Raw genomic sequence first — 26,749 nt, 5'->3', positions numbered from 1 at the left:
TTAGCTCCTTAGGCACTCATTCGTTGAGTCAAAAGGTGACTCTTCTATCACTATAGCTTTATACCTTTCACCCAATATCTCAATTTCAAGTTCTGTTCCAAGAGTTGCAAGTTCAAGCCTTACAAGCCCTAGAGCGAGTGACTTTTCACAGCGCCAGCCATATCCTCCAGATGTAGCTCTTCCAACAACCTCGCCATCTTTATAGATCGCCTCTGAACCGCGTGCATCTGCATCAACTACTCCTAAAACCTCCAGAGTGACAAATCCATTTGAAGGCCCACGATCCTGCCACTCTTTGAGAGCAGATTTACCTATGAAATCATTTTCTTTATCAAGCTTTACAAAACGATCAAGACCAGACTCATAAGCGGAATATTCAATTGACATCTCTCTTGGAATTAATCGGTAAGATTTTTCAAGGCGCATACTATCCATTGCACGTATGCCGAATGGTTTAATTTCAAACTCAGCTCCAGCCTGCATTAGCTGATCAAATATGTAATTCTGCATTTCAATTGGATGATGGAGCTCCCAACCAAGCTCACCAACAAAGTTAACTCTCAGGGCTTCTGCAGTTGCGTAGCCTACATTAATTTTTTTACCTGTTAGCCACTTAAAGTTGTCGTTTGATAAATCAGTATCAGTCAGTTTTTGAAGGACATCACGAGACCTTGGACCAGCTAAAACAAGCACACCAGTTTGTGTTGTAACTCGCTGGATATTCACACTTCCATCTTTTGGTGCGAGCTTAAATAAATAGTCATGATCATGCGTTTCAAATGCACCTGCTGAAACTAAATAATAACTTCGAGGACCGGTTTTATAGACTGTAAATTCCGCTCGAACCCCTCCATTTAAAGAGAGCATATGAACTAGACTAATTCTACCAATAGCTTTAGGCATCTTGTTTGCAAAGATATATTCTAGCCATTCCTCTGCTCCAGGTCCTTTAACTATACACTTTGCAAAAGCAGACATATCTAGTAGTCCAACTTTATCATTAACATGCTTGCATTCATTTCCAACATGTTCAAAATAATTAGAGCGCCTAAATGAATTTTTTTCTACAATTCGTCCATCCTCTAAAGCTGTCGCATGGTTTTTATTCATCAATACTTTTGCTGGATCTTCTTGATTTAACTCCTCTACACTCAGAGAATAATCAGCACTAGGCATGAACCAATTTGGACGCTCCCAACCATATACACTTCCAAACACAGCCCCCAAAGCTTTCATACGATCATAACAGGGTGCGGTTTTCAAGGGTCTTGCAGCACTTCTCTCTTCATCGGGATAGTGAGTTGTAAAAACATTTGCGTAAGCCTCTTCATTTTTTTCTTTCAAATATCCTCGAGTAGCATAAGGACCAAAACGACGAGGATCAACGCCCATCATGTCAACTGTAGGCTCTCCATCAACAATCCACTCAGCCAACTGCCATCCAGCTCCACCCGCAGCAGTTATGCCAAAACTATGGCCTTCATTGAGCCAAAAGTTTTTTAGTCCTGGCGCAGGACCAACAATTGGATTTCCATCAGGAGTGTATGCAATAGCTCCGTTATATACATCCTTAATTCCTACTTCACCAAACGCAGGAACACGATTTATACAGCGATCAATATGCGGCATTATGCGATCAAGTTCACCATTAAATAACTCATATTGACAGTCGTCTTTAGGGCCATCAACATAGCATACAGGTGCGCCTTTTTCGTAAATTCCTAAGATCATTCCGCCAGCCTCTTCTCGCAAATAATAGGCTGCATCAGATTCACGTAGAACGGCCATTTCAGGAAGTCCTTGTTTTTTTCTTTCTAAAATTTCTGGATGAGGCTCTGTTACTAGAAACTGATGTTCAACAGGAATTACTGGAACATCTAAACCAACCATTTCACCAGTTTTTCTGGCAAAACTACCTGTACAAGAGACAACATGCTCGCAGGCAATGTCGCCTTTATCGGTGGATACAATCCAGCTCTGGTCTTTTTGTTGTGTAATTCCTTCTACTAGTGTGTGCTCATAAATCTCAGCACCACGATTTCTAGCACCTTTGCATAATGCTTGAGTTAAGTCTGCTGGCTGTATATATCCATCGTCAGGATGCTGAATAGCGCCCAACAACCCCTCCGTATTACATAAAGGCCAAACTTCTTTAATTTCTTCTGGCGTTAAAAAATTTACATTAACACCTACGGTGCTTCCAACGCCAGCATAATACTTATACTCGTCCATTCGATCTTGAGAATTTGCAAGGCGGATATTTGATACGACACTAAAGCCAACGTTCATCCCAGTCTCTTTTTCTAGCTCATGATAGAAGTCGACTGAATATTGATGTAGTTTTCCAACTGAATAACTCATATTAAAGAGTGGCAATAAGCCAGCTGCATGCCATGTTGAGCCAGAAGTTAAATCTTTGCGCTCAACCAATACGACATCAGTCCAACCTTTCTTTGCTAAATGGTATAGGGTCCCTGCGCCAACAACTCCACCTCCAATAACCACCACTTGTGTTTTATTTTTCATCAAATCCTCAATGTAAACTCTCACCAAAAAAAAGCGAATTATATACCTAAATTATAGCAATTACATCAATTAGTTAATGGTAGAATTTTTCAAAATTTATTCCGGCTATAATTTACTATATTTTTTGGAGAATTAGATGAATTTAATAATAAAGAAATGGCGCGATATACCAACAATGGTTATCATTAAAAAAAGCAGAAGAGAAGTTGAAAAAGTTCAGCTAGATAATCGCTTTATGGAGGCTGTTGACTCTGCAGCGTCAGTTGCAGATGCTACAGATTCTGACTCATACCTTACTGATTGGAATGATGAAATAATTGAAATAGCTGATGGCGACCTAAGAGAGCCGGTAGAAAAGAAAGCAGCGGAACTAGAAATAGAATTTTCTGATGAAATATTATTAAGTTACGTCAATAACGGCGGTTACAAGCCTTAGCCTTTATTTAAGTATATCTTCCATGCAGAAACTTTAATGTTTCCCTAACCTTTGTTTCTTTAAGAAGATAGCTGATAATATTTTTAGGTGAATCTAAAAGCTCAGCATAATCAAGATCAGCTGGTTTTTTAGAAACCTTATTATTGAAGACAACAGAAATCGTAGCCCAATGCCTGCTCAACTTATAGAAACCTAGTTTTTCTTCAAGTTGCGCTAATTTATCACTTAAATAAACATCATCGTTAAGTAACAATCTTCTTGAGTCAATATATACAACGCCATCGACATGACTTGAGGCTTTATGCTCAAGCGCAAATTCTATTAGCACCATATTATCTCGATGAGCAATAGCAACAACCTCTTTTTCAGATGCTTCTTTATGATGAATAGTCGTTCCAATTGAATTATTAAAAGTGTTTCTTGCAACAATTGGTGTTTTAGTTTTAATCGAGGCCTCAATTGCTCGAGGGTGAATAACTCTTGACCCTTCATCAGCCATAGCTAACATTTGCTGAACACTGATTGACTCAAGATAACTAGAGGCTTCCACCTGTCTTGGATCACAATTTGCAATACCATCAACATCAGAAAATATTTCAACCTTCTCTGCACCTAAAGCTGCCGCTAATGCTACTGCAGAAGTGTCACTTCCGCCCCTTCCAAGTGTGCGAATATCACCCCTTTCATTAACCCCTTGAAAACCTGCCACTACTGCAATATCTCCTTGATCAAGCGCCTCAACAATACGAGATGGATTCACATCGAGTATTTCAGCATTCCCAGCATTATCATCCGTCAAAATTCCTGACTGTCTTCCATTAAATGAAACTGCAGGCATTCCGTTACAACTTAAAAGATGCGCACAGAAAGCTGAGCATAGCGTTTCACCAACGCTCATAACGAGATCTAGTTCTCTTGGATTAATATTATGACCCACATCTTTTAATAGAGCTACAAGTGTATCCGTTGCATATGGTTCACCCTTCCGACCCATTGCAGAAACTACAACCACAACTCTTTCACCAGAATCAGCATAATGTTTGATATGATTTAAGACATGGGAACGAGAAATCTCATCCCTAAGACTTGTCCCACCAAATTTCATTACTATAGGTGCAGAACTTTTTGACATTTCAATCTTCAAAAAAAAGAGGCAATTATAGCTTGTGACTTACAACATAGCAAATCAGTGCTTTATAGTTAAATTGCAAATTCACTAAACTGGAAGGTTAAAAAATTAAATACCAAATGTTTGTTTAATTCCATCTAATATAAAGTCAACCGAGACCATCACCAATATTATGCCCATTAACCGTTCAATTGCGATTAATGCCCTATTACCAAGTTTTCTTCCTAGTGTTTCTGAAGAGATTAATATGACACCTGATATTAAGCAAGCAACAAATACAACAAAGGTCCATTCAACCCATCTATTTGGCTCTTGAGCCATAAATAATATAACTGCTGCAATAGCTGAAGGGCCAGCAAGCATTGGAACAGCTAGAGGAACAATAAGAGGCTCTGTTGTTTCATTGTGACCAAATAGAGGCTTAGTACCTGGAAAAATCATTCTTATAGCAATGATGAACAATATAATTCCTCCTGTAACCCCAAGTGAAGATTGTTCTATTTCTAGCATCTGAAGCAAATATCTACCAACAAACATAAAAAACAATAAAATTATGAAAGCGATTAACAGCTCACGAATAATTATTATTCTTCGTCTTTCGAGTGGTATATTTTTGAGAATACTTAAAAATACAGGGACATTCCCAATAGGGTCCATAATGATAACTAATAATAAAATTGCAGCTAATATAGTCACTTAGTAAACTTGTAGGAAATAATGAATCGGGTAATTCTATACGAACAACCTTCTAAAAATTAAGTATATTTTTAAATATTAAGAAGAAACTGTATTGCAATTAAATTAGTCAGAGGTGATAATTAATCATCTGTTGTGTTCGTGCTTTGATTTATTTCCCTGAGCCGATTAAGTATAGAAAAGGAGATGAGATTGGTTGCTATTGTGTAAGCCCACCTTGAAGTGGGAAACCTGCGGTAAACATCGAACTTCCGCCTTGAACCAGAAAGGTTCAGGACAATTCAACACGGCACAATGGACCTATCTGAAGAATATTAAACTTCACTCTATTACATTACTTTACTAATTAAACAGCTTTTCTCTTAAAATCTTCATTAATGATAGAACTAAGAAGACAACTCAGACAACTCCGCAAATCCATTGATGAAAAAACCCGCAAGGAAGATGGTCAAAAAATCCTGCACCAATGTCAAAAAAATGGCCTTTTCGAAAATGCCAAACATATTGCAATTTTCATTCCTAATGATGGAGAAATTGAGACAGGAGATACTATTAAATTCTTAAAAAATAATGGCTGTTTTGTTTACCTCCCAATTCTGGTTGAAGAAAAACTTAAATTTGCTGAAATGGGTGAGCACTTTAGAAAAAATAGATTTGGAATCGATGAGCCAATCCATACCCCTGTAATGGAGGCTAAACAAATGGACCTTATTTTTATGCCACTTGTTGGATTTGATAAAAATAAAAACCGTTTAGGAATGGGTGGTGGCTTCTATGATAAGACATTAAGTTTCAAACTAAAAAGTAAGAATTACCAAGCACCAAAACTCTTTGGTCTTGCATTTGATTGTCAAGAAGTTGACCATTTGGACTCAAAGCCATGGGATGTTCCAGTTGATAGCATAGTCACTCCAACCCGCTTCCTCGAGTAGCTAGTCGTTTTTAGCCTTACCGAGCGCTTGTTTTTGGAAAAATGATTTGAGGATTGGGGTCTCATCAATAATGTTCATGCCAAAACCCCTAAGCCATCGAAATGACTCATTATTTTCTTTATATGCCCAATCAAGTCCTGTCATTGTTTTTGACATTAACTCATTATCTAATCGGCGTGCTCTTGCATACTTCCTTAAAACTAGGGGATCGCCCAATGATTTATCAGTATTTTCAACTATCTGCTTACTAAGCTCCATTGCATCTGAAAAACCTAAGTTAGCGCCCTGGCCAGCTAATGGATGAATACTATGAGCCGCGTCACCTATTAAAGCAAGATTTGAAAGCGTATAGTCCTTAGCACTCCTTGAGACTAAGGGAAAAATATTCCTTGAGCTTTGTAGCTTCAAATCACCAAATCGATATTCAACTGCTTGAGATAAAGATTGGTTAAAGCTAGTAGCATCCATCTCTTCGAGCTTATCAGCAAACTCATCTTTACAGGACCATACAATTGAAGCCTGATTTTCTGAAAGAGGCAATAGAGCAATAATACTATCTGATAAGAACCTCTGCCAAGTTGTATTCTCTAGTGACTTTTCACTAACTACATTAGCAATAATAGCTTTTTGCTTATAGTCATGTGAAGATACTTCAATATTAGCAAGACTTCTTACTTGGGAATTAGCTCCATCAGCGCCAATCACCAACTTACAAAATAAGCTTTTTTTATTATCAAGGGCAACCTCATAGCCAAATTCATTTTTTATTAACTCGTCGAGTTTTGCATGAATAATTTGAACCTTAGTTTGAGCGATTGCATGATATAAAGCAGATTGTATTAAATCATTCTCTACAATGAATCCAAGATGTTCAATTCCTTCATCTTTTGCATAAAAGTTCAGGTGTCCATGAGAGTTTTGATCCCATACCCGTGTTGACACAAACCCTTGTTTTCTATTAATGTCATCCCAAACATTAATAGAACTAAGAAAATCTTTTGACGATGGAGTAATTGCACTGACTCTGGTGTGGAATGAACTGCTGATCTCTGGGTTGCATTCATTTGGATCAATAATTGCAATTTTAAGGTTTTTTTTTCTTGAGAGCGCTAAAGTAAATGCAAGACCAATCATACCGCCACCAATAACGATGACATCAAATTCTTTCAATTACCCTTCCCCAGCAATAGTCATTTCACTTACCAAAGTTGAGCCCACTTTTAGATTACTTCTATTATCAAAATCATTACCTATTGAAATCACATTCTTCAACATATCTTTTAGATTTCCAGCAATAGTAATCCCAGAAACTGGATATTGAATTTCACCCTTTTCTACCCAAAAACCACTTGCACCACGAGAATAATCACCCGTTGTTGCATTAATGCCCTGCCCCATTAAGTCAGTAACAATAAGGCCTTTATCCATATTCTTTGTTAATTCTTCAATTCCACCATCATAATTAGAGCTAACTCGGCAGTTGCTGACGCCGCCAGCATTTGCGGTTGACTCCAATCCAAGTTGGTTTGCAGAGTATTGGCCCATTAGGTACGTGGTCACCCTTCCATCTTCGACAAAAAACTGTTTTGATTTTAATACCCCGTCTAAATCAAATGCCCTTGAGCCAAGAGTTTTTAATTGAAGCGGGTCTTCATAAATATTAATAGAACCTGGTAGGACTTTTTTGCCTAACGAGTCTAACAAGAAGGATGTTTTTTTATACTGCCTCGAGCCACTCAGAGCTCCTAGCAATTGCGAAAATAAACCGGATGATTGTCGCGCAGTAAATATAATAGGACATTTTTGAGATTCCAAGTTACGCGAACCAAGTTTTTGTTGGGCCATTTTTGCAGCTTCAAGACCAATTATAGATGGGCTCGTTAAATCTCTAGAGTCAAGAGCAATTGCATATTCATAGCCCGTTTGCATTTCAGAGTCTCTTTTTGCTATCAAAGAGCAGTAGAGCGAATGCTTACTGTTTTTTGACTTAGTGATCAGTCCATTTGAATTAGCGTAATAGCTTTCGCCCTCAAAACTTGACAACTCAGCGCCATCTGAATTATCAATTTCAGTCTGCTCTAATGCAATCTGCTCACACTCTTTAGCAATCTCAATGCTTTCTTTAGCGTCCAGAGTCCAAGGATGGTAAAGGTCTAAATGAGGTGCATCCCAAGCCATCCTGTCCTTTGGAGCTAGTCCATTAAAGGGGTCTTCTTGAGTATATTTAGCAATTAAGCATGCAGAATCAATAGCCTTCTTTAGGCTCTCTTTACTGAGGTCAACACTTGCAGCCTGGCCTTTATTTTTCCCAATATAAACGCTCACATCAAAACTAGTGTCTAGACTGTATTGCAATGTTTCAACATTTGATAATCTGACTGCAGTAGAAATACCAGAGCTTTTTCCAACAGAAAACTCAAAATCTGTCACTTTATTTTTTTTAATTAGGTCAATCGCTAACTGCGTTGTTTGTTCGAGTGAATTCATAATGCTGGATTATACTAATTGATTGATAACTTTTGACAAAACAATTAAGAACTAACTTTATCTTTTGAGGACTTAATGTCTATTATTTTGCGTTGCACTTCAAGTAGCAGGAGTCTACGAGTATCAGTTTTTAGAACCTTAAACTCAAAGCCATGAAGGCTAATTTCACTCATTTGCTCTGGGAGATAGCTAAAACCTGAAATGACTAAACCAGCTACAGTGTCGTAATTATCACTTATGATATTACATTCAAAAAACTCATTAAACTCTTCTAGAGATGTATTGGCCTGAAGCAAATAGCGCCCATCTCCATAATCAATAATATTATCTTCTTCCTTGTCATGTTCGTCCTCAATTTCACCAACAATCTGCTCAATCACATCTTCTAGAGTTACTAATCCAGCAATCTCTCCATACTCGTCAAGAACAACTGCCATATGCGATTTATTTTGTTGAAATTCTCTCAGCAAAACGCCTAAAGGCTTACTTTCAGGAACAGATAAAGCATCCCTAAGATACTCTCTGTAGTTAAACTCGTCCTTATTATCTTGAGCAAAGTGAGCTAGCAAATCTTTAGCTAATACAATACCCAGTATTGAGTCCTGCTCAACATTGTGAATTGGAAAGCGGGAATGTGATGAACTGACCATGATTTGAAGCAAATCCTCAGTGGATGACTCTGAATTTATCATAGTCATTTTTGATCGAGGAACCATTACGTCTCGCACTTTTAGGCTTTCGACTTGCAACGCGCCTTCAATAACAGACCTGCTATATGGATCAATAACTAGGTTTTCTTCAGCCTCTTCTAAGGCCTGCATTAACTGTGCTCGGGGCTTTAAAGTTCGTGGGAAAACCTTATCAAATAACCTATTAAATAATGGCCAACTGGGAGGTTTTTCTGCGTTCATAATTATAATGAATGGATTGTATGTTGCTTATTTTACCTTGGATTGGTTTTTTTTATTGCTTCGCATTGCTTTTCCCTCAGCTGCCCTCTCCTTACGAGCTTTTTTAGGATCAGCTACAAGAGGTCTATAAATTTCAACTCGGTCCTTTTCACCAAGGATAGTATCAAGGGTTGCAAACTTAGAAAAAATACCAACCCTATCCTTTGTAAGATCAATCTGCTCAAAAACTTCAAGAATCCCAGAAGCCTCTATAGCTTCTTTTAATGTAGATCCACTTTCAACCTCAATGCTTATGAGGCTTTGCTTATTAGGCAGAGCGTAAGCAACTTCAACTATCATAAATATCGCTCATCGTTTGTGCATCATGAAAGTCAAGTCTTCCCTCATAAATAGCTCTTCCAGTTATGGCGCCCATGATGCCATGATGCGCATTTTTCAAAAGTGCAGCAATATCATCAAGATTAGTTATACCACCAGACGCAATTATTGGAATGGAAGTGTGCTTTGCAAGATTAGCTGTTGCCTCAACATTAACGCCCTGCATCATTCCATCTCTAGCAATATCAGTATAAATAATTGAATTAACACCATATTGCTCATATTTTTTTGACAAATCTACGACATTTAAATCTGTCTGTTTAGCCCATCCCTCTGTCGCCACAAGCCCATTATTTGCATCAAGTCCAACAATAATTTTATCTGGGAATTCTCTACATAAATTAGACACAAACTCAGGCTTTGTTACAGCCATGGTTCCAATAATAAGATAGCTTATTCCAGCATCAACATAGGCACTAGCAGTTTTTAAATCACGAATCCCTCCACCAATTTGGACAGGTAAATTTGGAAATTTTTTTGTGATTTCATTAACGCACTTTGCATTAACTGGCTTCCCTTCAAACGCACCATTAAGGTCAACTAAGTGAAGTCTCCTTGCGCCCTCATCAACCCATTTAGCTGCCATCTCTGTTGGGTTATTAGAAAAAACCGTACTATCTTCCATCAACCCTTTTCTAAGGCGAACACATTCACCATCTTTTAAATCGATTGCAGGAATTATAAGCATAGAATTTTTAATTTAATTAACAACCATATTATATGCACCTTAATCCGCAAAATGATTTCTTTAAATAGCAATACAGGAAAATTTATCGAGCACAAATCTAAACTGGTTGAAGCTCTTCAAGACTCCAGCGAGGCTTAATTGATATTTCGTAATGGTCATTAGTCTGCCCAGCAAGAAACCGGTAGTGGCCAGCTAAAGCAATCATAGCACCATTATCTGTACAAAAATCAAGTGCTGGATAAAAGACATTGGAACCAAGTTTATCAGTCATTTCATTTAAGGATTTACGAAGTGAAAGATTAGCACTAACTCCTCCAGCCACAACCAAAGTTTTAAACCCGGTATGTTTGAGTGCGCGGCTACATTTAATTGTTAGCGTTTCAGTTGCAGCAACTTCAAAAGCTTTTGCAATATCTTCTTTTTCATTTGGAAACTCAATAAATGTATTTTTAGCAAATGTCTTTAAACCACTAAAACTAAAATCAAGGCCTGGCCTATCTGTCATTGGTCTAGGAAAGATAAATCTATCTTTAGCGCCTTTCGTTGCAAGTTTTGCAAGCGCAGGGCCACCAGGATATCCTAAACCGAGTATTTTTGCGGTTTTATCAAAAGCCTCACCAACTGCATCGTCTAATGATTCGCCAAGGATTTTATATTCACCTATTCTGGTAACCTCGACAAGTAAAGTATGGCCACCCGAAACCAGAAGCGCTACAAATGGAAACTGTGGCTTATCAACCTCCAATAAAGGAGCTAAAAGATGGCCCTCCATGTGATGAACTCCAAGTGCTGGAATTCCAAGCCCCCAAGCTAGGCTCTGAGCAATAGAACCTCCAACCAATAAAGCTCCTGACAATCCTGGTCCAGCGGTATAGGCTATGCCTGTAAGGTCCCTTAATTGAATGTGACTATCACTAAGCGCTTCCTTAATCAAAGGAAGGGCTCTTTGAATATGATCTCTCGAAGCTAGTTCTGGAACCACGCCCCCATATTCAGCATGTAAATCAACCTGAGAAAAAAGTTTGTGCGAAATAAGGCCTTTTTTACTGCTGTAAACTCCTATTCCTGTTTCATCACATGAGGACTCAATCCCCAATGTAATTAAATTTTTATTAGCCACCTGCCGTTTCACCTAAATAAACCTTCTTCACCTCTTCATTTGCCAAAATAGAATCCTTTCCACCTTGTGCAATTATCTTTCCATCGCTTAAAACATAAGAATGATTACAAGTATCAAGCATTTCTCTATAGTTATGATCAGTAATCAGAATGCCAATTCCCTTATCTCTGAGCTGATAAATAATTTCTTGTATATCACCAACAGATATTGGATCTATTCCAGCAAAAGGCTCATCAAGCAAAATAAACTTTGGATCCATCGCTAATGCTCTAGCAATTTCTACCCTTCTTCTCTCACCACCAGACAAAGTAATACCTTTAATATGACGAACATGTTCAACCTTAAATTCATTCAAAAGTTCTTCGAGTCGGCGAGCTCTATCCTTTGGTAAGATTGATTTATTCATTTCAAGAACAGCCATGATGTTATCTTGGACGCTTAATTTTCTAAAAATTGAAGGCTCTTGTGGAAGGTAACCAATACCAAGATTAGCTCTCTTATGAATTGGCATATGGCCTATACTTTTATTGTCAAGAATAACCTCGCCTTTACTAGATCTGACTAACCCACACGCAATATAAAAACATGTAGTTTTTCCTGCACCATTAGGGCCCAAAAGGCCAACAATTTCTCCAGCACTAACCGAAAATGAGACGTCATTAACGACTACTCGTCTTGCGTATTTTTTGTAAAGATTTTTTACTTCTAATTTATGTTGTGACATTCTATTTTAATGCGTTAATACTGTTAACTATCTTACCCTAAATGTATTCAATATTCTTGGAGCTATAGAGCTCCTTGGTGCCATTTTCTGTTAAAACTTTTAATGCGCCTTGATTGGAAATTCCTACCACCTCTCCCTCAAAAGATTTGCCAAATTCTATTGATTTTAGCTTTGCACCTTTAAGCATATCGTATTGATCCCATTGAGAAAGGAGATCTGATAAACCATTTAATTTAAAATAATCTGACATGGATAAGATATTATTAATAATTGATGCTGTAAGTTCATGAATATCTGGCAATGTCTTGGCAATTTTTGAAAGATCAATCCAAGGAATATCGAAGGACATTTCTTGCTCTAAATGATAGTTAAGGCCAACCCCAATAATGACAGATTGAGACCCTTCCTGAATACTGTTTTCCAACAAAATTCCTGCTAATTTTGCTCCCCTAAAATAAATATCATTAGGCCATTTAATTTTAAACCCATCAATTCTACATTCTTTCTCTAAAGCCCTAATAATTGCCAAACCAACAACTAAACTTAAGCCGTTTAAATTAATATCAATTCCAAATGTTTGACGAATTGAGAGAAGAATACTACCATCTTTCTGAGATAACCATTCTCTACCATGCTGGCCCTTTCCCTGAGTTTGCTCTCGCGTGACACATAGCTGGGTTATATTAGAGCTTGGCAAACTATTTAGAAAGGAGCTAGTACTCTCTAGAGAATCAAAATAATGACACTCTAGATCATTTTCAATCAGGCTTTTTAGAGAAGAATAATGATCCATGTAAATATGAAAATAATTAAAGATATTGAAACTGCTGCTGATGCAACGTCCTTAGCAAAGCCTGATAACTCATGCTGCTCAAGACTAATCCTATCAACAACAGCCTCAATTGCTGAGTTTAACATTTCAACAATCAAAACTAAAAATATAGGCGTAATAAGAAGTACTTTTTCAACTGGTGATTCGCCAAGCCAGTAACCAAGCGGAGTCAGCACAACTGCCAACCACACTTCAAGTCTAAATGCATATTCAGACTGATAGCAAGCCTTAAAGCCTTTTGCAGAATAGATTGAAGCAGACCAAAGTTTTTTAATGCCCGTAGGCTTGTTATTTTCTTTCATAAAGTTCGTATTATCCAGAATAGACTCATTTAGATAGTTACAATAGTTTGTTAAAATATTATTATCGATTTTACAATAAAAAAAATTAGCGGTTGCTTATGAAAATTGCACTTGGTGTTGAATATTTAGGTACGGATTTTCATGGGTGGCAAATCCAGAAATCTGGCCTAAGAACAGTCCAAGGTGTTGTTGAGCCTGCTTTATCTAAGATAGCAAATCACCCTGTAAGGGTATTTTGTAGTGGCAGAACCGATGCTGGCGTTCATGCACAAGAGCAAGTCATTCATTTTGAAACTCAAACGAGTAGGATCGATGGAGCGTGGCTCTTTGGTGGGAACGCGAACCTACCAAGTGATGTAAATTTTAAATGGGCTAAGGAAGTTAATGATGATTTTCATGCAAGATTTAATGCTCACGCACGCTCTTATGAATACAAAATTCATCATCATCCTGTTAGGTCATCACTAAAGACTGGCTATTATTTATGGGAGCCTAGGTCCCTCAACATCGATGACATGAGAAAAGCAGCTGCTTTTTTGGTCGGTGAGCATGACTTTTCATGCTTTAGAGGAAGTATGTGCCAAGCAAAATCTCCTATTAAGACAATCGAATACCTTCAAATTGATGAAGTAGGTGACGATCTAATTATTAAGGTTAAAGCAAATGCTTTTCTGCACCACATGGTTCGCAACTTGGTAGGAACACTTTTAAAGATTGGGAGAGAAGAAGAAAGTACTGAATGGATGCTATCAGTATTAGCCAGTAAAGATCGAAAAGAAGCAGGACCAACTGCAGAACCGCAAGGCCTCTACTTTGTAAAAGCTCACTATCAAAATATATAATTATCTTATGTCATTAGAAATTTACCTGAACCATCATTCTAATTCTCCGCTTAAAAGCGTCGTCAAGGCTATAGATGAATCTGCTAAAAAATCATTTGAAGAAGCATCACCGATTCCAGCTGCAGCAAACCACTCTATCGAATTTTATAATCATGAACAAGAGCGGATTTTCAATCAGGAATGGATTTGTATTGCTCGTACTGATGAGATTCCAAATACTGGCGACTTCCTGACCCATGACATAGCAGGCACGCCTGTGGTAATTATTCGACAAGAATCTAACGAGATTCTGGGATTTGTAAATGCCTGTGCCCACCGATTTACTTGTCTTATAGCAAAATTAGCTGGCAATGCTTTTGCTTTTACCTGTCCTAATCATGCATGGACATATGGGCTAGATGGGTCCTTAAAGCATGCGCCATTTATGGAGATGAAGACTAATTTTGATATTGAAAAGCATCATTTAAAAGCTCTTCATATCGAGATCTGGGAAGGATTTATATATATAACGTTAGCAAAAAACCCTAATAAAAAAGTTTCCTCTGCACTTGAGGGTTTACGTAAAAATATTGTTGGTCAATATGACATGGGTAGCTATCAAACTATAATACGTGAGAGCATGTCCTGGGATGCAAACTGGAAAAACTTAATTGAAAATTTTACTGAGAGTTATCATGTTCCAATTGCGCATCAAAAAACATTTGCTAATCACAAAAAACCTATAGAAGACTATATCTGTGGTGAGGATAGTGATCATTATTGCTATCATTACGCCCCCCAAGAGTCAGAAAGTGGTCCTGGCTCTGCGCACCTGAATAATACCAAACTGAAAGGTAAATGGCGTCGTACGATGGTTGATTTTTGTATTTTTCCTAACCACTTGGTTACCCTTATGCCAGATTATTTATGGTGGGTTTCAGTTATGCCAGATGGCATTGGATGCTTTAAAGCAACTTGGGGGGTGGCCGTTCCACCAGAAATATTGGCAGAAGTTCCAACAGCAGAATATGGCGCTTGGGTGTTGCAAATGGCTGACTACATGAATACTGCAAATAGTGAGGATAAAACTCTTGTTCAAGGCCTTTATCGTGGTTCAAGCTCTCAATTATTACCCAAGGGAACTCTTCATCCAATTGAGAAAAATCTTTGGCAGTTCACTAAGTATCTTTCAAGAATATCCAGTTAATGCATCACTAAAAAATGAATCTAATTTTGAAAATTTAGCTAAAGTAAAAACACTTATTGTTGCTCAACCTCATTATTACTATCTTCTAGCTCTTGCCAAACATATTTCAAGGCATCCGCTCTTAAATCAAAAAATCGATTATCGCCAAATCGCTTTTTGAAGCCAGAGCGAAATAACTCTGCTTCTAATCTTTCAGTTCTAGCAAAAAGAATTTCAACTCCTGAATTTGAGCATGTTTCAACTAAGCCAGATAAAACTTGCTCACCAGATGCATCAACCTGAACAATTGAAGCCACATCAACAATAATGTATTTTAATTCTTCATTATTTTTAGCAATTAATTCAAGCAACTTAGTTTCAAAATATGCTGCATTAGCAAAATAAAGCGACCCACTCCATTTTGCAACTTTAACAACATTGCTAGCTTCATTTGAGTCATCCGCAAACCTTGAGGCAATAATCGAGCCGTGTTCAACTGATAATTCAGAAAAATTTGGCTCCATAGTTCTATATAAAAATAATCCTAGAGACATAATCACCCCAAAAGCGATACCGTTTTCTAAATTCGGTGCAAAAACTAGAGTCATCACAAACGTTAATAAGCCAACCAGTCCATCATGCTTCTCAACCTTCCATGCATGCTTAAGCGGAGCAAAATGAATCAAACTTGCTACTGACATTAAAATAATAGCAGCAAGAGTAGCGAGGGGAAGATGATAAAGCAAAGGCGTCAGATAAAGAATAGTTATACCAACAATAGCTGCTGTTACTACGGATGAGAAGCCAGTAACTGCACCTGCAGTTAAATTAACCGCTGAACGCGAAAAAGAACCTGAGACAGGGTAACCCTGAAAGAAGCTTGCAGTAACATTTGATAGTCCTTGACCTATAAGTTCCTGATTCACATCTAGGCGCTGCTTCGTCGAAGCTGCCATAGACTTAGCAACCGATATTGCCTCCATAAAGCCAATTAATGAGATTGTAATTGCATAGACAAATAATGTTCCCATAACATTAAAGTCGAATCGAGGTATCTTAAAGCTAAACAAACCATTTATGTTTATTGAATTTACAATGTCCCCTCCCATCCCTTGATAATCAATCAAGAATGAAGCTGCTGTTGACAGAACAGCTACCGTAAGAATCGCAGGCAGTCTAGGGAAAAAACGCTGCAATATTAAAATTCCAACTACGCCCATTAACGCCATAGCTAATGTAGGAAGATGGGTGAAATAAAGTGCAGCTTCAAGAAGTCTGGCAATAGTTTCATAGCTTTGGTCTGCGTTACAAATCGTATGAAGGCCTCCAACATCTACACTCTCAACTCTTTCAGGAATAGAAAGTGCTTGGCAAGCACTTACCCAATCCGAATCATTTGAACTTATAACCCTTATACCAAAAACTTTAGGTAGCTGAGATGCTCCAATAATAATTGCAGCTGCACTTGTAAATCCAGTTACTACAGGGTGTGACAAAAAATTAACTACAAAACCTAGCCTAAGAACGCCTAATAAAAACTGAAATAATCCCACAATGAGCGCCAGTAATGCAGCATAAATTGCGTAGCTCGATGGATCTGTAACTATTTCCCCAAGTGCGGCCGCAGTTAACAAAGATACAACCGCAACTGGTCCTGTAGACAGCTGCCTGGATGACCCCATAACTGCAGCAACTAAGACTGGCAAAAACGCAGCATAAAGACCATATTGAGGGCCTAATCCAGCTAACTGTGCGTATGCCATTGATTGAGGAACGATTACAAAACCAACAGTAAGGCCGGCTAAAATATCCGCTTTTAAAGTTTTGGGATTGCTTAAATCTTTAATCCATAACAAAAATGGAAAGAGTTTTGTTATCCAGCTCATGAAATATGTTTCTGAAGTTTAGTATTTAAAATTTAAGTCTACCAAACTAAAACAGTCAGACAAGAGATTTTTAATTAAACTTATGAAAATTACACTATATTAAAAATCTTCATCCCAATCAACAATAATTTGCTTAGTTTCTGCATTAGTAGAAATTAAAAATGGTTCAATATAGGGAATCCAATATTCTTTTTTGCCTTTGGTGACCAGAACATTGTTTGATCCTGTCTCAACAAAGTAATCAACTACGCCTAATTTTTCATTGTGCTGGTTAATTACCTCAAAACCAATCATTTCATACCAATAATGCTTACCTGGATTGAGCTTAGGCAGTTGTTCTTTATCAATATATATATCTTTTCCAATAAATACCTGAGACTGTTCTCGATTATCAACATCCTTAATATGGGCAACAATGGTTTTGGACTGCTCGCGGCCATTCGTTACCTCAATTTTTTCATAGACACCGTCACTCAAGAAGTACCATGGTTGATAGCTTAGAATATTTTTTCTTGGATCAGTATAAGACAAGAGCTTTACCCAGCCCTGTAAACCAAAAAAGCCATTAATCTTTCCAACTAATAGCTTTTTATCGTCTAAATGAGGCGCTTTTGACACCAAATTATTTTTCTGCAGGCTTCTCTTCAGCTGCTGGAGCTTCTGCTGTGGCTTCTTCTACTGGAGCTTCTGCTGCGGCTTCTTCTACTGGAGCTTCTGCTGCGGCTTCTTCTACTGGAGCTTCTGCTGCGGCTTCTTCTACTGGAGCTTCTGCTGCGGCTTCTTCTACTGGAGCTTCTGCTGCGGCTTCTTCTACTGGAGATTCTGCTGCGGCTTCTTCTACTGGAGCTTCTGCTGCGGCTTCTTCTACTGGAGCTTCTGCTGCGGCTTCTTCTACTGGAGCTTCTGCTGCGGCTTTAGCTGCTGCTGAAGCCGCTTCTGCCGCTTCTTTAGCCTCTGAATCTGCTTTAACTTTTTCTTCAGCTGCAATTTTTTTAGCTTTATCATCAGCTTTAGCTGCATGTTTGGCTAATTGTTTTTCACGAATTGAAGGATCTCTGTATTCTTTCACAAGCTGTTTTACGCGATCAGAAATCTGTGCGCCTTGTGAAATCCAATGTGACAGTCTGTCTTCTTCTAGTTGAAGCCTGACTTCTTGTCCGCGAGCAACTGGATTAAAGAATCCAATACGCTCAATGTAACCACTATCTCTTCTCTTTCTAGAGTCAGTTGCTACAATCGAATAAAAAGGGTTTTTCTTGGCTCCACCTCGGGCTAGTCTAATCTTAACCATGGGTTTTTTGCTCCTTTTAGATTGTTGAAATATTAAGGCGAGAAATTATATCAGTTTTAAATGTCACGTGCCAAATTAATCGCATTACCAATATAATTCATTGGGGTTAGCTTACGAAGCTCTTCTTTAGCCTCTGCGGGGATTTCCAATGTATTTATAAAGTCATCTATTATTTTGGAATCAATTTGCTTGCCGCGAGTCAAGTCCTTAAGTTTTTCATAAGGATTTTTAACACCATACCTTCGCATAACTGTTTGAATTGGCTCCGCTAAAACTTCCCAAGCTTTATCCAAGTCCTCAGTTAACTTGCTCTCGTTAATTTCTAACTTTCCAATGCCCTTACATATCGATGCATATGAAATTAAACTATGGGCGCAGCTAACACCTAAGTTTCTTAATACAGTAGAGTCTGTTAAATCTCTCTGCCACCTTGAAATTGGAAGTTTTGTTGCAAAGTGATCGCCAACTGCAATAGCTAAACCTAGATTTCCTTCAGCATTCTCAAAATCAATTGGATTAACTTTATGCGGCATAGTCGATGAACCTATCTCTCCCTCAGTTGTTTTCTGAGTAAAGTAGCCTAACGAAATATAGCCCCAGATATCGCGACAAAAGTCAATTAGAATTGTATTAAAGCGATTTAATGCATGAAAATACTCAGCAATATAGTCATGCGACTCAATTTGAGAACTATAAGGCGCAAAATTTATACCGAGCTTTTCAATAAAATCCTTTGAAACATTTTGCCAATCAATTTCTGGGTACGCGCTTACATGGGCATTAAAATTTCCAACAGCGCCATTAAACTTGCCCATTATCTGAACTGCACTAAGCTGGTCAATTTGCCTGCTTAGTCGATAAGAAAAATTTGCCATCTCTTTACCAAGAGTGGTTGGTGATGCGGTTTGACCATGAGTCCTAGAAAGCATTGCAACTTCTGCATTATCTTTTGCTAGTTTTGTTATTAAACTTAGCGTGGCATTCATTTCTTCAAGAAGGACAAGCCTTCCATTTTCTAGCATTAGGGCATGAGACAGATTATTTATATCTTCTGAAGTGCAGGCAAAATGAATAAATTCACTTACTTTTTGAAGCTCAGGGATTGAAGAGACTTTTTCTTTAAGGAAGTATTCAACAGCCTTAACGTCATGATTGGTGGTTCTTTCAATTTCTTTTATTGATTTAGCATCTTCTAATGTAAAGTTATCTGTAATAGCCAATAGAGCTGCATTAGATTGAGGGCTAAATTTTGGAACTTCTGAAATATGAGGGTTGTTTGACATTGCTTCTAACCATCGCACCTCAACAAGAAGTCTATACTTTATTAGCCCAAATTCACTAAAAATTGCTTTAAGTGGGCTTGTTTTATCGCTGTAACGACCGTCAATGGGTGAAATGGAAGTGAGGTTATTAAATGTCATAATACGAACTATTGCTTTAAAAAATTTAAGCTTTCATATTAAAAAGGATAAAATTATACTCTTTTATTTAAACATCTAATAGTCAGTATTATTATGAAAGAAACCTACTTAAAGCATTGCGATGAAAGAAAATCAGAAAACCTTCCTCCCCTAGTACTTAATGCAAAACAAACCAAGTCAGTAGTTGAAGGCCTCATTTCAGGCTCAGATGATGACTTTTATCTAGATTTATTAACACATAGAATTCCGCCTGGCGTTGATGAGGCGGCCTATGTAAAGGCTGGATTTTTAACAAGTATTGCCAAAGGTGATGAGTCTTGTAAGGCTATTTCACAAAAACATGCCACATTTTTATTAGGAACAATGCTTGGCGGTTACAGCATTACTTCATTAATTGACTTACTTGATATTGATGAAACTGCTGAGGAAGCATGCAAAGCACTTTCTCACACCATCCTTATCTATGAAGCACACCAGAGTATTTTAGAAAAATCAACTCGCAACGAGCATGCTAAAAAAATAGTTGACTCTTGGGCCTCAGCTGACTGGTTTACGTCGAAAGAGCCTCTTCCTGAAAGCATAAAAGCGGTAGTTTTTCGCGTAGATGGTGAAACAAATACAGATGATCTCTCGCCTGCAACTGAAGCTTGGTCTCGCCCTGATATTCCTCTTCATGCAAAAGCAATGCTTATCAAAAAAATGGATAAGCCGCTTGAAAAAATTGAGCAGCTTAAAGAAAAAGGACTTCCTTTAGCCTATGTTGGTGACGTAGTTGGAACGGGATCTTCGCGTAAATCTGCAATCAATTCAGTTTTATGGCATATGGGTAAGTCCATAGACTTCATCCCTAATAAAAATAGTGGCGGCATAGTTCTAGGAGGGAAAATTGCACCAATATTTTTTAATACCGCAGAGGATTCTGGAGCACTTCCGATTGAATGTGACGTTTCGAAGCTTCAGATGGGTGATGAAATTACAATTTATCCTTATGAAGGAATTATTAAAGATGCATCAGGTGATACGGTCTCTACTTTTAACCTGTCGCCCAGCACAATGCCAGATGAAGTCCGTGCAGGAGGAAGAATTCCCCTTATTATTGGACGAGGACTTACTGACAAAACAAGATCTGAGCTTGGCTTAAATGTAAGTGATGTTTTTCTGCGTCCAGTTGATCCAAAAAATAGTTCTGCAGGATTTACTTTAGCTCAAAAAATTGTAGGCAAGGCTTGCGGAGTTAAGGGCATTAGGCCAGGGACTTATTGTGAGCCTCGAATGAGCACTGTTGGCTCTCAGGACACTACTGGCGCTATGACTCGTGATGAATTAAAAGAGTTAGCTTGTTTAGGTTTTTCTGCAGACCTTGTAATGCAAAGTTTCTGCCATACCGCGGCCTATCCTAAACCTATCGACCTTGAGCTTCAGCACACTCTTCCAGATTTTATGCATTCTCGAGGTGGAGTTTCGCTAAAACCAGGAGATGGCATTATTCACTCTTGGCTAAACCGTATGCTTTTGCCTGACTCTGTTGGAACTGGTGGAGATTCACACACACGCTTCCCAATCGGCATTAGCTTTCCCGCGGGCTCTGGGTTAGTTGCTTTTGGAGCTTCTATTGGAGTTTTGCCACTGGATATGCCAGAGTCAGTTTTAGTTCGATTTAAGGGAAATATGCAGCCTGGAATCACCTTAAGAGATCTAGTCAATGCCATACCTTATGTTGCAATTCAAAAAGGTCTGCTCACTGTAGATAAATCTAATAAAAAGAATGTATTTTCTGGTCGTGTCTTAGAAATTGAAGGGTTAGGAGATCTTAAAGTTGAACAAGCATTTGAACTTGCTGATGCTACTGCTGAAAGATCTGCAAATGGCTGCACTGTTCAGCTTAACAAGGAGCCAATCGCAGAATACTTAACTTCAAATATTACTCTTCTAGGCTCAATGATTGATGCTGGTTACGATGATAAAAAAACCATTGCCAAAAGAATCCAAGATATGAAAAAGTGGCTTGATAATCCGGAGCTTCTTAAGGCCGATAAAGACTGTGAGTATGCTGAAGTAATTGAAATAAATCTAGACGAAATAAAAGAACCAATTCTAGCTTGTCCAAATGATCCAGATGATGTCAGACTTCTTTCATCGGTTGCCAAAACTTCAATTGATGAGGTTTTTATTGGCTCTTGTATGACTAATATTGGACACTTTAGAGCTGCAGCTCAGCTACTAAAAGATAAAACTGAGTTAAATACAGTCTTATGGGTAGTCCCTCCAACACGAATGGATGAAAAACAACTAAGGGCTGAAGGCATTTATGAAACATTTGAAAGGTTAACAGATCGAACCGAAGTTCCTGGATGCTCACTTTGCATGGGGAACCAGGCAAGAGTGGAAGAAGGTGCTTCAGTCGTTTCAACCTCAACAAGAAACTTTCCAAATCGACTTGGTGATAATAGTAATGTTTTCTTAGCCTCTGCTGAGGTTGCTGCAATATCAGCAAAACTAGGTTATATTCCAACTCCTGAAGAATATCTATCTTTAATGAAAGATATAGAGCCTATGTCTGGTGAGATCTATCAATACCTGAACTTTGATAAGATTGCTGACTACCAAAAATCAGCTTCAAAGGTCCCGCTTGAAAATATTCTTCAAAGCTAAATAGATTAGACGTTAAAAAAGCCGCTAAAAAGCGGCTTTTTTAATAATATTTTATAAAGAATTACTTAATCTTAGCTTCTTTATACATCACGTGCTTTCTTACCACGGGATCAAACTTCTTAACTTCTACCTTTTCAGGATGAATACGCTTATTTTTAGTAGTCGTATAAAAATGACCTGTTTCTGCTGAAGATACTAATTTAATTTTTTCTCTCATAAGTTACTCCCTATACCTTTTCGCCGCGTCCACGGATTTCTGCTAAAACTTCATCGATCCCTTTCTTATCGATGATACGAAGACCCCTAGCACATAGCTTTAACTTAACAAAGCGGTTTTCAGCTTCGACCCAAAAACGGTGTGTGTGAAGATTTGGATAAAAACGACGACGCGTTCTATTGTTAGCATGTGAAACGTTATTTCCACTTATTGGTCGCTTACCAGTTACTTGACATACTTTTGCCATAACGACTACCTTAACAAAATTCTAAAAAAGGGAAATTATACGCAAAAATTTGCGGTTTTTTTATATAAATTTGATTTACTTTATTGATAAAAACTGTATCATACCCATCTTCTGGAGGGATGGCAGAGTGGTCGAATGCACTGGTCTTGAAAACCAGCAAGGGTTAATCCCCTTCCAGGGTTCGAATCCCTGTCCCTCCACCATCTAAAACCCTATACTAAAGCACCCCAAAAAAATTGTTGCCTTAAAATGTGTCTAAATAGGGTTATTTTTATCTAATTAGAGCAACATTAGGGCAATATTTTCAATATTAAAATTGAAAGATTATTTTGCATTTAATTCTTGTCTTCACTTAATTAACGAAATTTGGACTTTGGTTCAAGTCACAATAAACAAAAACAATTCATGATTTTAATAGCGGCAAGTTTGGTTACTTAGAAAAATTTGTATTAAAAATATAATCTGTTACTTATGGCTCAGAAACACTCAAATACAATTTTGGTATATCAATTCCTATCTTCCATAAAAAAGGATCAGGATAAGCAGCTTCATCCTCCCGAGATAGAAACTCAATAAAATTGATATTATCTTGTTGAAAATTAAGCTGGTACAGAGTTTTATTTGTAACACTGAAAGTCTCATCTAAAGCAGTGGTCATTAGTAATTTTGCAGAATTTTCACAAGCTGTTGCGAATGAATTATCCATCTTTAAAAGGTTCACAAAAAAATTACCATTTTTAATGAAGCCGTAATCCTGCCTATCACCTTCTGCATCCGTTTGATTTGCATTAGTATCAGGGTGGTGGCACATACTAAGCTTCCAATCCTCTTCTCGCGAAAGGTCATTCAAAATCTCATAGGTCCATTGAGGCGTTCCTGGTGAAGTGTTACATTCCATCAGGAGTGCATCTTCACCTACTACTGCTTGAGCATGATCTAAAAACAGCGTGTCATTATTATTTATAGTGGTTGGCCCAGGGAGGCTTGACCAGCAATATTTGCCTAGATTAAAGCCTGTATTTGGGTTACCACTTTCGATTGTATTAGTGGTTTCAAAGGAAATCTTAGAGCCGAACTTATTACTAATAACAACCGCTACATAATCATAACTACCTGGCTTAATTGTTAATATATCAGTATTAATGGGGCTAGAAGTAAACTTTTTAATAGTGTGCTCTATGCCCTCAGTTGAATTCACAATAAATTGACAAGAACTTAAATCATTATGAGAAGTATCTTGTTTACATAAACCTATCTTATAAATTTTAATCCAGGTTTCTAGAGGGTCTTCATTACAGGAACGTTCGAGAGAGCCCCCATCCTCATTTCTGACAACTTCTCCGTTAACATCTCCCGGAGCATCAAGGGTTATAATTTTACCAGAGGCATCCTTTACACAACCCCGTTGATCATGAGACGCATTGGCAACTGTTGAGGTGAGAGTTAAGATTAAAAAAATACTAGATACTAATAGCCTTGGATACATGATTTTTATGTTAAAAAAAACGCATTGTAATCCATAGCTAGGGAAAGATAAACAGCATAATGAACTACATATATATATAAATAATTTATAGCTATACATACCACCTTCAGAGAAACCATCCCTCGCATATAAATAAAGACTTTGAAGGTATGGGTAGGCAGGCTCATGGAACTCGGCTAACTATTAATAATACCTCCCTCACAGATGAAACGAAGTTTGGACTTTAATTCAATCTAGAATATAATTCTATCATGCAAAAATTAACACAACAAAAAGTCAATGAATTCAAATCTCACGGCTTTCTCGTATTAGAAGATTTTGTTAGCTCAGGAGTATTGTTAGAGCTTAAAGAATCACTCAATGACATCTTTAAAGAAATTGATAAAGAATCGAATAGAGTTAAGCAATCATATAACAATAAGCATTATGGTGATATTTCAAAAGCTGGTCGAAAGTTTATTAAAAATCAAAGTAGCTATTATCCTGCAATTCAGAAATATCTTAAAAGCAAACCTATAAAGGAAGTTGTTACAAAGTTACTTGATGGCGATGCATTTATTTTCAATGAACAATTCGTAATGAAAGAGCCTAACACGCAGTCGAGTTTTAATTGGCATCAAGATTCAGGATACATAAATTTTGACCACAAGCCCTATTTGACAACTTGGCTGGCGCTTGATGATACCCATTCATTGAATGGACCTTTATCGGTTATCCCTAAAAAATAGGGACCACTGCAGAAGTATTAACTCACCAATGGTCAGACAAATCAAAAGACCTATTTATTGAGGTCGATGAGGCCAAAGCAAAGACTTTACATGTTGCTGCAGGGGCTCTTGTGGTATTTTCTAGTCTTACGCCTCATGCCTCTGGAGCAAATCAATCATCCAAAACAAGAACAGCTTATCTAGCTCAATATTCATCGGAGCCAATTATCGATCCTAATACAGGTTTAAATAGAAATCAAGCGATTCAAATTTAAATTAATTACTAACTTGAAGTTATTGGGGACCCTCTATTGAACTTAGCCAACTATTAATAATCCCTTCATCACACATCAAACGAAATTTGGACTTTAGTTAAAGTTGATATACAATCTTAGGATGACTGAAAAAAAAGGTTTAAAAGATGCGTATTCATTGAAGACTCCTGAGGATTCAATAAATTTATATAAAACTTGGGCATCTACATATGATGATGATTTTGCCAAGCAAAATGACTACCGCTCTCCGATAGAAATAGCTAAATATTATGCTAAATATTCCAATGATACAGATAATCCAATCCTTGATGTTGGCGCAGGAACAGGTCTGATTGGAGAATGTTTAAACCAGAGTGCAAGCGAAATAGATGCTATTGATATTTCTCCTGAAATGCTAGAAATTGCTAGAGCAAAAAATTGTTATTCAAAAATAATCGAGGCAGACTTAACGAAAAGATTATTGATAAATGATAATCATTATGGAGCAATTGTAAGTGCAGGAACTTTTACTCATGGGCATGTTGGACCAAATGTATTAGATGAGCTTTTAAGGGTTACTCGCTCTGGTGGTCTTTTTGTTTTTACGATTCACTATAAGTTATTTAAAAAGGCTGGTTTTGATAAAAAATTTATAGAAATTAAAAAAAATATTACTAAGCCAATTTTCTATGAAGTAGATGTTTATGGAAATAATCCAGATAAAGACCATGGAAGTGACCATGTAATTATCACAGTATTTAGAAAAAAATAAGTATTGAATCCCCATATAATATAGTTTTTATATGATCTGACTATTATCTTATATGCTGATAAATTCATTAAAAATTTCAAAAATAAGTTATTTTTTATTCCTAATAGTTATGATTACTATTAGCTCAAAAGCGATTGCTGTTGAAGACCTATCGTTCCCATTTAATGCTGATAGTGGTAAGTACTGGCAGTACACAAGTGATCGAGTAATGGGCGGGGTATCGGATGGCCAAGTAACACTTGAACAAGATGGAGAAACCTATTATGCAAGGCTTACAGGCAATGTTAGTACAGCAAACAATGGTGGCTTTATTCAGTTTCGCTCTGGGGTCTCATTTGCAAGTTCTGAAAAGGAAGGTAAAAACCTTCAAGGTGTTCGACTCAAGGTAAGAGGCAATGGGGAAACTTACTATATTCACATTCGAACCAATGAAAGCTGGTCTCCATCAGACTATTATGCTACAACTTTCATAGCGAATGAACAGTGGCAAATGATTGACCTGCCCTTTAATAAATTCGAACGAAGATGGTCAAAAGACTCAGCCTTGGATCCAAAAAAAATTAGAAGATTTGGTATTGTGGCCTATGGCAAAGATTTCATAGCTGATGTCTCAGTCTCAACAATAGAGTTTTACTATTAGAGAATAAA

Annotated in this window: 28 protein-coding genes, 1 tRNA gene and 1 other RNA gene; 11 read left to right on the top strand and 19 right to left on the bottom strand. The window is 37.5% G+C overall.

The genetic code is table 11. The features are described from left to right. Positions 1 to 2,526: a GcvT family protein gene (locus ABXT44_RS01115; protein WP_416687403.1), complete on the bottom strand. Its 2,526-nt coding sequence runs from the start codon at positions 2,524 to 2,526 to the stop codon at positions 1 to 3. A 136-nt stretch (positions 2,527 to 2,662) separates the two neighbouring features. On the opposite strand from ABXT44_RS01115, the gene ABXT44_RS01110 reads away from it, so the two are divergent. After that, on the top strand, positions 2,663 to 2,962 hold the full coding sequence (locus tag ABXT44_RS01110) for a virulence factor (protein WP_416687401.1): 300 nt from the start codon (positions 2,663 to 2,665) through the stop codon (positions 2,960 to 2,962). A 7-nt stretch (positions 2,963 to 2,969) separates the two neighbouring features. Here the strand turns inward: ABXT44_RS01110 and ABXT44_RS01105 are convergent, their stop codons facing one another. Both ABXT44_RS01105 and ABXT44_RS01100 read right to left on the bottom strand, forming a co-directional pair. Further along, the gene (locus ABXT44_RS01105) at positions 2,970 to 4,094 is read right to left on the bottom strand and encodes an aspartate kinase (protein ID WP_271537747.1); all 1,125 of its coding nucleotides are present in this window, start codon (positions 4,092 to 4,094) and stop codon (positions 2,970 to 2,972) included. A 105-nt stretch (positions 4,095 to 4,199) separates the two neighbouring features. Then, positions 4,200 to 4,787 carry a MarC family protein gene (locus ABXT44_RS01100; protein WP_416687399.1) on the bottom strand — a complete coding sequence of 196 codons (588 nt, stop codon included), beginning with the start codon at positions 4,785 to 4,787 and terminating at the stop codon, positions 4,200 to 4,202. Positions 4,788 to 4,911: 124 nt separating this feature from the next. On the opposite strand from ABXT44_RS01100, the gene ssrS reads away from it, so the two are divergent. Together ssrS and ABXT44_RS01090 are read left to right on the top strand one after the other, a co-directional pair. Beyond that, positions 4,912 to 5,091, top strand: a non-coding RNA gene (ssrS, locus tag ABXT44_RS01095) — 6S RNA. Between the two features lie 73 nt (positions 5,092 to 5,164). Beyond that, on the top strand, positions 5,165 to 5,719 hold the full coding sequence (locus ABXT44_RS01090) for a 5-formyltetrahydrofolate cyclo-ligase (protein ID WP_416687396.1): 555 nt from the start codon (positions 5,165 to 5,167) through the stop codon (positions 5,717 to 5,719). On the opposite strand, the gene ABXT44_RS01085 is transcribed toward ABXT44_RS01090, so the two are convergent. The 9 genes from ABXT44_RS01085 to ABXT44_RS01045 all read right to left on the bottom strand — a co-directional run bounded on the left by ABXT44_RS01085 (position 5,720) and on the right by ABXT44_RS01045 (position 13,161). After that, positions 5,720 to 6,889 (bottom strand): UbiH/UbiF/VisC/COQ6 family ubiquinone biosynthesis hydroxylase, encoded by a 1,170-nt coding sequence (locus ABXT44_RS01085; RefSeq protein WP_416687393.1) that lies wholly within the window; start codon positions 6,887 to 6,889, stop codon positions 5,720 to 5,722. Further along, entirely contained in the window at positions 6,890 to 8,206 is a 1,317-nt protein-coding gene (gene pmbA, locus ABXT44_RS01080) for a metalloprotease PmbA (protein WP_416687391.1), read from the bottom strand. 44 nt (positions 8,207 to 8,250) lie between these two features. Continuing rightward, positions 8,251 to 9,117, bottom strand: coding sequence for an HlyC/CorC family transporter (locus ABXT44_RS01075; protein ID WP_416687388.1), 867 nt, complete (start codon positions 9,115 to 9,117; stop codon positions 8,251 to 8,253). Positions 9,118 to 9,144: 27 nt separating this feature from the next. After that, positions 9,145 to 9,456 carry an RnfH family protein gene (locus ABXT44_RS01070; RefSeq protein ID WP_416687386.1) on the bottom strand — a complete coding sequence of 104 codons (312 nt, stop codon included), beginning with the start codon at positions 9,454 to 9,456 and terminating at the stop codon, positions 9,145 to 9,147. Further along, positions 9,446 to 10,183, bottom strand: coding sequence for a 1-(5-phosphoribosyl)-5-[(5-phosphoribosylamino)methylideneamino]imidazole-4-carboxamide isomerase (gene hisA, locus ABXT44_RS01065; RefSeq protein WP_416687384.1), 738 nt, complete (start codon positions 10,181 to 10,183; stop codon positions 9,446 to 9,448). Before hisA ends, ABXT44_RS01070 begins: the two co-directional genes overlap by 11 nt. 97 nt (positions 10,184 to 10,280) lie before the next feature. Beyond that, complete coding sequence (tsaD, locus tag ABXT44_RS01060) at positions 10,281 to 11,303, bottom strand: tRNA (adenosine(37)-N6)-threonylcarbamoyltransferase complex transferase subunit TsaD (RefSeq protein WP_416687382.1); 1,023 nt, start codon at positions 11,301 to 11,303, stop codon at positions 10,281 to 10,283. Beyond that, on the bottom strand, positions 11,296 to 12,027 hold the full coding sequence (lptB, locus tag ABXT44_RS01055; RefSeq protein WP_416687379.1) for an LPS export ABC transporter ATP-binding protein: 732 nt from the start codon (positions 12,025 to 12,027) through the stop codon (positions 11,296 to 11,298). Before lptB ends, tsaD begins: the two co-directional genes overlap by 8 nt. Before the next feature lie 37 nt (positions 12,028 to 12,064). Then, positions 12,065 to 12,820: a biotin--[acetyl-CoA-carboxylase] ligase gene (locus ABXT44_RS01050; RefSeq protein ID WP_416687376.1), complete on the bottom strand. Its 756-nt coding sequence runs from the start codon at positions 12,818 to 12,820 to the stop codon at positions 12,065 to 12,067. Beyond that, positions 12,799 to 13,161, bottom strand: coding sequence for a diacylglycerol kinase (locus tag ABXT44_RS01045; RefSeq protein WP_416678378.1), 363 nt, complete (start codon positions 13,159 to 13,161; stop codon positions 12,799 to 12,801). The genes ABXT44_RS01050 and ABXT44_RS01045 overlap by 22 nt, the downstream gene beginning before the upstream one ends. A gap of 98 nt (positions 13,162 to 13,259) precedes the next feature. On the opposite strand from ABXT44_RS01045, the gene truA reads away from it, so the two are divergent. Together truA and ABXT44_RS01035 are read left to right on the top strand one after the other, a co-directional pair. Then, complete coding sequence (gene truA / locus ABXT44_RS01040) at positions 13,260 to 14,003, top strand: tRNA pseudouridine(38-40) synthase TruA (protein ID WP_416687374.1); 744 nt, start codon at positions 13,260 to 13,262, stop codon at positions 14,001 to 14,003. Positions 14,004 to 14,010: 7 nt separating this feature from the next. Then, entirely contained in the window at positions 14,011 to 15,189 is a 1,179-nt protein-coding gene (locus tag ABXT44_RS01035; protein ID WP_416687372.1) for an SRPBCC family protein, read from the top strand. 53 nt (positions 15,190 to 15,242) lie between these two features. On the opposite strand, the gene ABXT44_RS01030 is transcribed toward ABXT44_RS01035, so the two are convergent. From ABXT44_RS01030 to purB, 4 genes are all read right to left on the bottom strand, one after another. Then, entirely contained in the window at positions 15,243 to 17,054 is a 1,812-nt protein-coding gene (locus ABXT44_RS01030; protein WP_416687369.1) for a SulP family inorganic anion transporter, read from the bottom strand. A gap of 99 nt (positions 17,055 to 17,153) precedes the next feature. Further along, positions 17,154 to 17,672, bottom strand: coding sequence for a ribosome maturation factor RimM (rimM, locus tag ABXT44_RS01025; protein WP_416687367.1), 519 nt, complete (start codon positions 17,670 to 17,672; stop codon positions 17,154 to 17,156). A 4-nt stretch (positions 17,673 to 17,676) separates the two neighbouring features. Beyond that, on the bottom strand, positions 17,677 to 18,345 hold the full coding sequence (gene rpsP / locus ABXT44_RS01020; RefSeq protein WP_416687365.1) for a 30S ribosomal protein S16: 669 nt from the start codon (positions 18,343 to 18,345) through the stop codon (positions 17,677 to 17,679). Positions 18,346 to 18,401: 56 nt separating this feature from the next. Continuing rightward, positions 18,402 to 19,766, bottom strand: coding sequence for an adenylosuccinate lyase (purB, locus tag ABXT44_RS01015; RefSeq protein ID WP_416687363.1), 1,365 nt, complete (start codon positions 19,764 to 19,766; stop codon positions 18,402 to 18,404). 93 nt (positions 19,767 to 19,859) lie between these two features. Between purB and acnB the strand changes: the two genes are divergently transcribed. After that, on the top strand, positions 19,860 to 22,418 hold the full coding sequence (acnB, locus tag ABXT44_RS01010; RefSeq protein ID WP_416687360.1) for a bifunctional aconitate hydratase 2/2-methylisocitrate dehydratase: 2,559 nt from the start codon (positions 19,860 to 19,862) through the stop codon (positions 22,416 to 22,418). 61 nt (positions 22,419 to 22,479) lie between these two features. Here acnB and rpmG read toward each other — a convergent pair whose 3' ends face one another. Both rpmG and rpmB read right to left on the bottom strand, forming a co-directional pair. Next, entirely contained in the window at positions 22,480 to 22,635 is a 156-nt protein-coding gene (gene rpmG / locus ABXT44_RS01005; protein WP_271556915.1) for a 50S ribosomal protein L33, read from the bottom strand. A gap of 10 nt (positions 22,636 to 22,645) precedes the next feature. After that, positions 22,646 to 22,882 (bottom strand): 50S ribosomal protein L28, encoded by a 237-nt coding sequence (rpmB, locus tag ABXT44_RS01000; protein ID WP_271556916.1) that lies wholly within the window; start codon positions 22,880 to 22,882, stop codon positions 22,646 to 22,648. Positions 22,883 to 22,995: 113 nt separating this feature from the next. On the opposite strand from rpmB, the gene ABXT44_RS00995 reads away from it, so the two are divergent. Next, positions 22,996 to 23,085: transfer RNA gene (locus ABXT44_RS00995), tRNA-Ser, on the top strand. A gap of 266 nt (positions 23,086 to 23,351) precedes the next feature. Here ABXT44_RS00995 and ABXT44_RS00990 read toward each other — a convergent pair. Further along, on the bottom strand, positions 23,352 to 24,368 hold the full coding sequence (locus tag ABXT44_RS00990) for a hypothetical protein (protein ID WP_416687357.1): 1,017 nt from the start codon (positions 24,366 to 24,368) through the stop codon (positions 23,352 to 23,354). Positions 24,369 to 24,619: 251 nt separating this feature from the next. On the opposite strand from ABXT44_RS00990, the gene ABXT44_RS00985 reads away from it, so the two are divergent. From ABXT44_RS00985 to ABXT44_RS00970, 4 genes are all read left to right on the top strand, one after another. After that, entirely contained in the window at positions 24,620 to 25,096 is a 477-nt protein-coding gene (locus tag ABXT44_RS00985; RefSeq protein WP_416687354.1) for a phytanoyl-CoA dioxygenase family protein, read from the top strand. Beyond that, positions 25,093 to 25,350 (top strand): phytanoyl-CoA dioxygenase family protein, encoded by a 258-nt coding sequence (locus ABXT44_RS00980; protein WP_416688387.1) that lies wholly within the window; start codon positions 25,093 to 25,095, stop codon positions 25,348 to 25,350. The genes ABXT44_RS00985 and ABXT44_RS00980 overlap by 4 nt, the downstream gene beginning before the upstream one ends. A gap of 121 nt (positions 25,351 to 25,471) precedes the next feature. After that, on the top strand, positions 25,472 to 26,101 hold the full coding sequence (locus ABXT44_RS00975) for a class I SAM-dependent DNA methyltransferase (protein ID WP_416687351.1): 630 nt from the start codon (positions 25,472 to 25,474) through the stop codon (positions 26,099 to 26,101). A 52-nt stretch (positions 26,102 to 26,153) separates the two neighbouring features. Next, the gene (locus ABXT44_RS00970) at positions 26,154 to 26,741 is read left to right on the top strand and encodes a CIA30 family protein (protein ID WP_416687348.1); all 588 of its coding nucleotides are present in this window, start codon (positions 26,154 to 26,156) and stop codon (positions 26,739 to 26,741) included. Positions 26,742 to 26,749: the final 8 nt, after the last annotated feature.

This window comes from Candidatus Pseudothioglobus sp. Uisw_041 (assembly GCF_048087625.1).
In the GTDB taxonomy this organism is placed as follows: Bacteria; Pseudomonadota; Gammaproteobacteria; order PS1; family Pseudothioglobaceae; genus Pseudothioglobus.
Note: the sequence above shows the minus strand (reverse complement) of the source record. Positions and strands in the feature narration are given on the sequence as shown.

Excerpts from the sequence above, each read along its gene's own strand:
- ABXT44_RS01115 (WP_416687403.1), bottom strand. The coding sequence starts at position 2,526 with ATGAAAAATAAAACACAAGTGGTGGTTATTGGAGGTGGAGTTGTTGGC.
- ABXT44_RS01110 (WP_416687401.1), top strand. The coding sequence starts at position 2,663 with ATGAATTTAATAATAAAGAAATGGCGCGATATACCAACAATGGTTATC.
- ABXT44_RS01105 (WP_271537747.1), bottom strand. The coding sequence starts at position 4,094 with ATGTCAAAAAGTTCTGCACCTATAGTAATGAAATTTGGTGGGACAAGT.
- ABXT44_RS01090 (WP_416687396.1), top strand. The coding sequence starts at position 5,165 with ATGATAGAACTAAGAAGACAACTCAGACAACTCCGCAAATCCATTGAT.
- pmbA (WP_416687391.1), bottom strand. The coding sequence starts at position 8,206 with ATGAATTCACTCGAACAAACAACGCAGTTAGCGATTGACCTAATTAAA.
- ABXT44_RS01075 (WP_416687388.1), bottom strand. The coding sequence starts at position 9,117 with ATGAACGCAGAAAAACCTCCCAGTTGGCCATTATTTAATAGGTTATTT.
- ABXT44_RS01070 (WP_416687386.1), bottom strand. The coding sequence starts at position 9,456 with ATGATAGTTGAAGTTGCTTACGCTCTGCCTAATAAGCAAAGCCTCATA.
- hisA (WP_416687384.1), bottom strand. The coding sequence starts at position 10,183 with ATGCTTATAATTCCTGCAATCGATTTAAAAGATGGTGAATGTGTTCGC.
- lptB (WP_416687379.1), bottom strand. The coding sequence starts at position 12,027 with ATGTCACAACATAAATTAGAAGTAAAAAATCTTTACAAAAAATACGCA.
- ABXT44_RS01050 (WP_416687376.1), bottom strand. The coding sequence starts at position 12,820 with ATGGATCATTATTCTTCTCTAAAAAGCCTGATTGAAAATGATCTAGAG.
- ABXT44_RS01045 (WP_416678378.1), bottom strand. The coding sequence starts at position 13,161 with ATGAAAGAAAATAACAAGCCTACGGGCATTAAAAAACTTTGGTCTGCT.
- truA (WP_416687374.1), top strand. The coding sequence starts at position 13,260 with ATGAAAATTGCACTTGGTGTTGAATATTTAGGTACGGATTTTCATGGG.
- ABXT44_RS01035 (WP_416687372.1), top strand. The coding sequence starts at position 14,011 with ATGTCATTAGAAATTTACCTGAACCATCATTCTAATTCTCCGCTTAAA.
- ABXT44_RS01030 (WP_416687369.1), bottom strand. The coding sequence starts at position 17,054 with ATGAGCTGGATAACAAAACTCTTTCCATTTTTGTTATGGATTAAAGAT.
- rpsP (WP_416687365.1), bottom strand. The coding sequence starts at position 18,345 with ATGGTTAAGATTAGACTAGCCCGAGGTGGAGCCAAGAAAAACCCTTTT.
- purB (WP_416687363.1), bottom strand. The coding sequence starts at position 19,766 with ATGACATTTAATAACCTCACTTCCATTTCACCCATTGACGGTCGTTAC.
- acnB (WP_416687360.1), top strand. The coding sequence starts at position 19,860 with ATGAAAGAAACCTACTTAAAGCATTGCGATGAAAGAAAATCAGAAAAC.
- rpmG (WP_271556915.1), bottom strand. The coding sequence starts at position 22,635 with ATGAGAGAAAAAATTAAATTAGTATCTTCAGCAGAAACAGGTCATTTT.
- rpmB (WP_271556916.1), bottom strand. The coding sequence starts at position 22,882 with ATGGCAAAAGTATGTCAAGTAACTGGTAAGCGACCAATAAGTGGAAAT.
- ABXT44_RS00990 (WP_416687357.1), bottom strand. The coding sequence starts at position 24,368 with ATGTATCCAAGGCTATTAGTATCTAGTATTTTTTTAATCTTAACTCTC.
- ABXT44_RS00985 (WP_416687354.1), top strand. The coding sequence starts at position 24,620 with ATGCAAAAATTAACACAACAAAAAGTCAATGAATTCAAATCTCACGGC.
- ABXT44_RS00975 (WP_416687351.1), top strand. The coding sequence starts at position 25,472 with ATGACTGAAAAAAAAGGTTTAAAAGATGCGTATTCATTGAAGACTCCT.
- ABXT44_RS00970 (WP_416687348.1), top strand. The coding sequence starts at position 26,154 with ATGCTGATAAATTCATTAAAAATTTCAAAAATAAGTTATTTTTTATTC.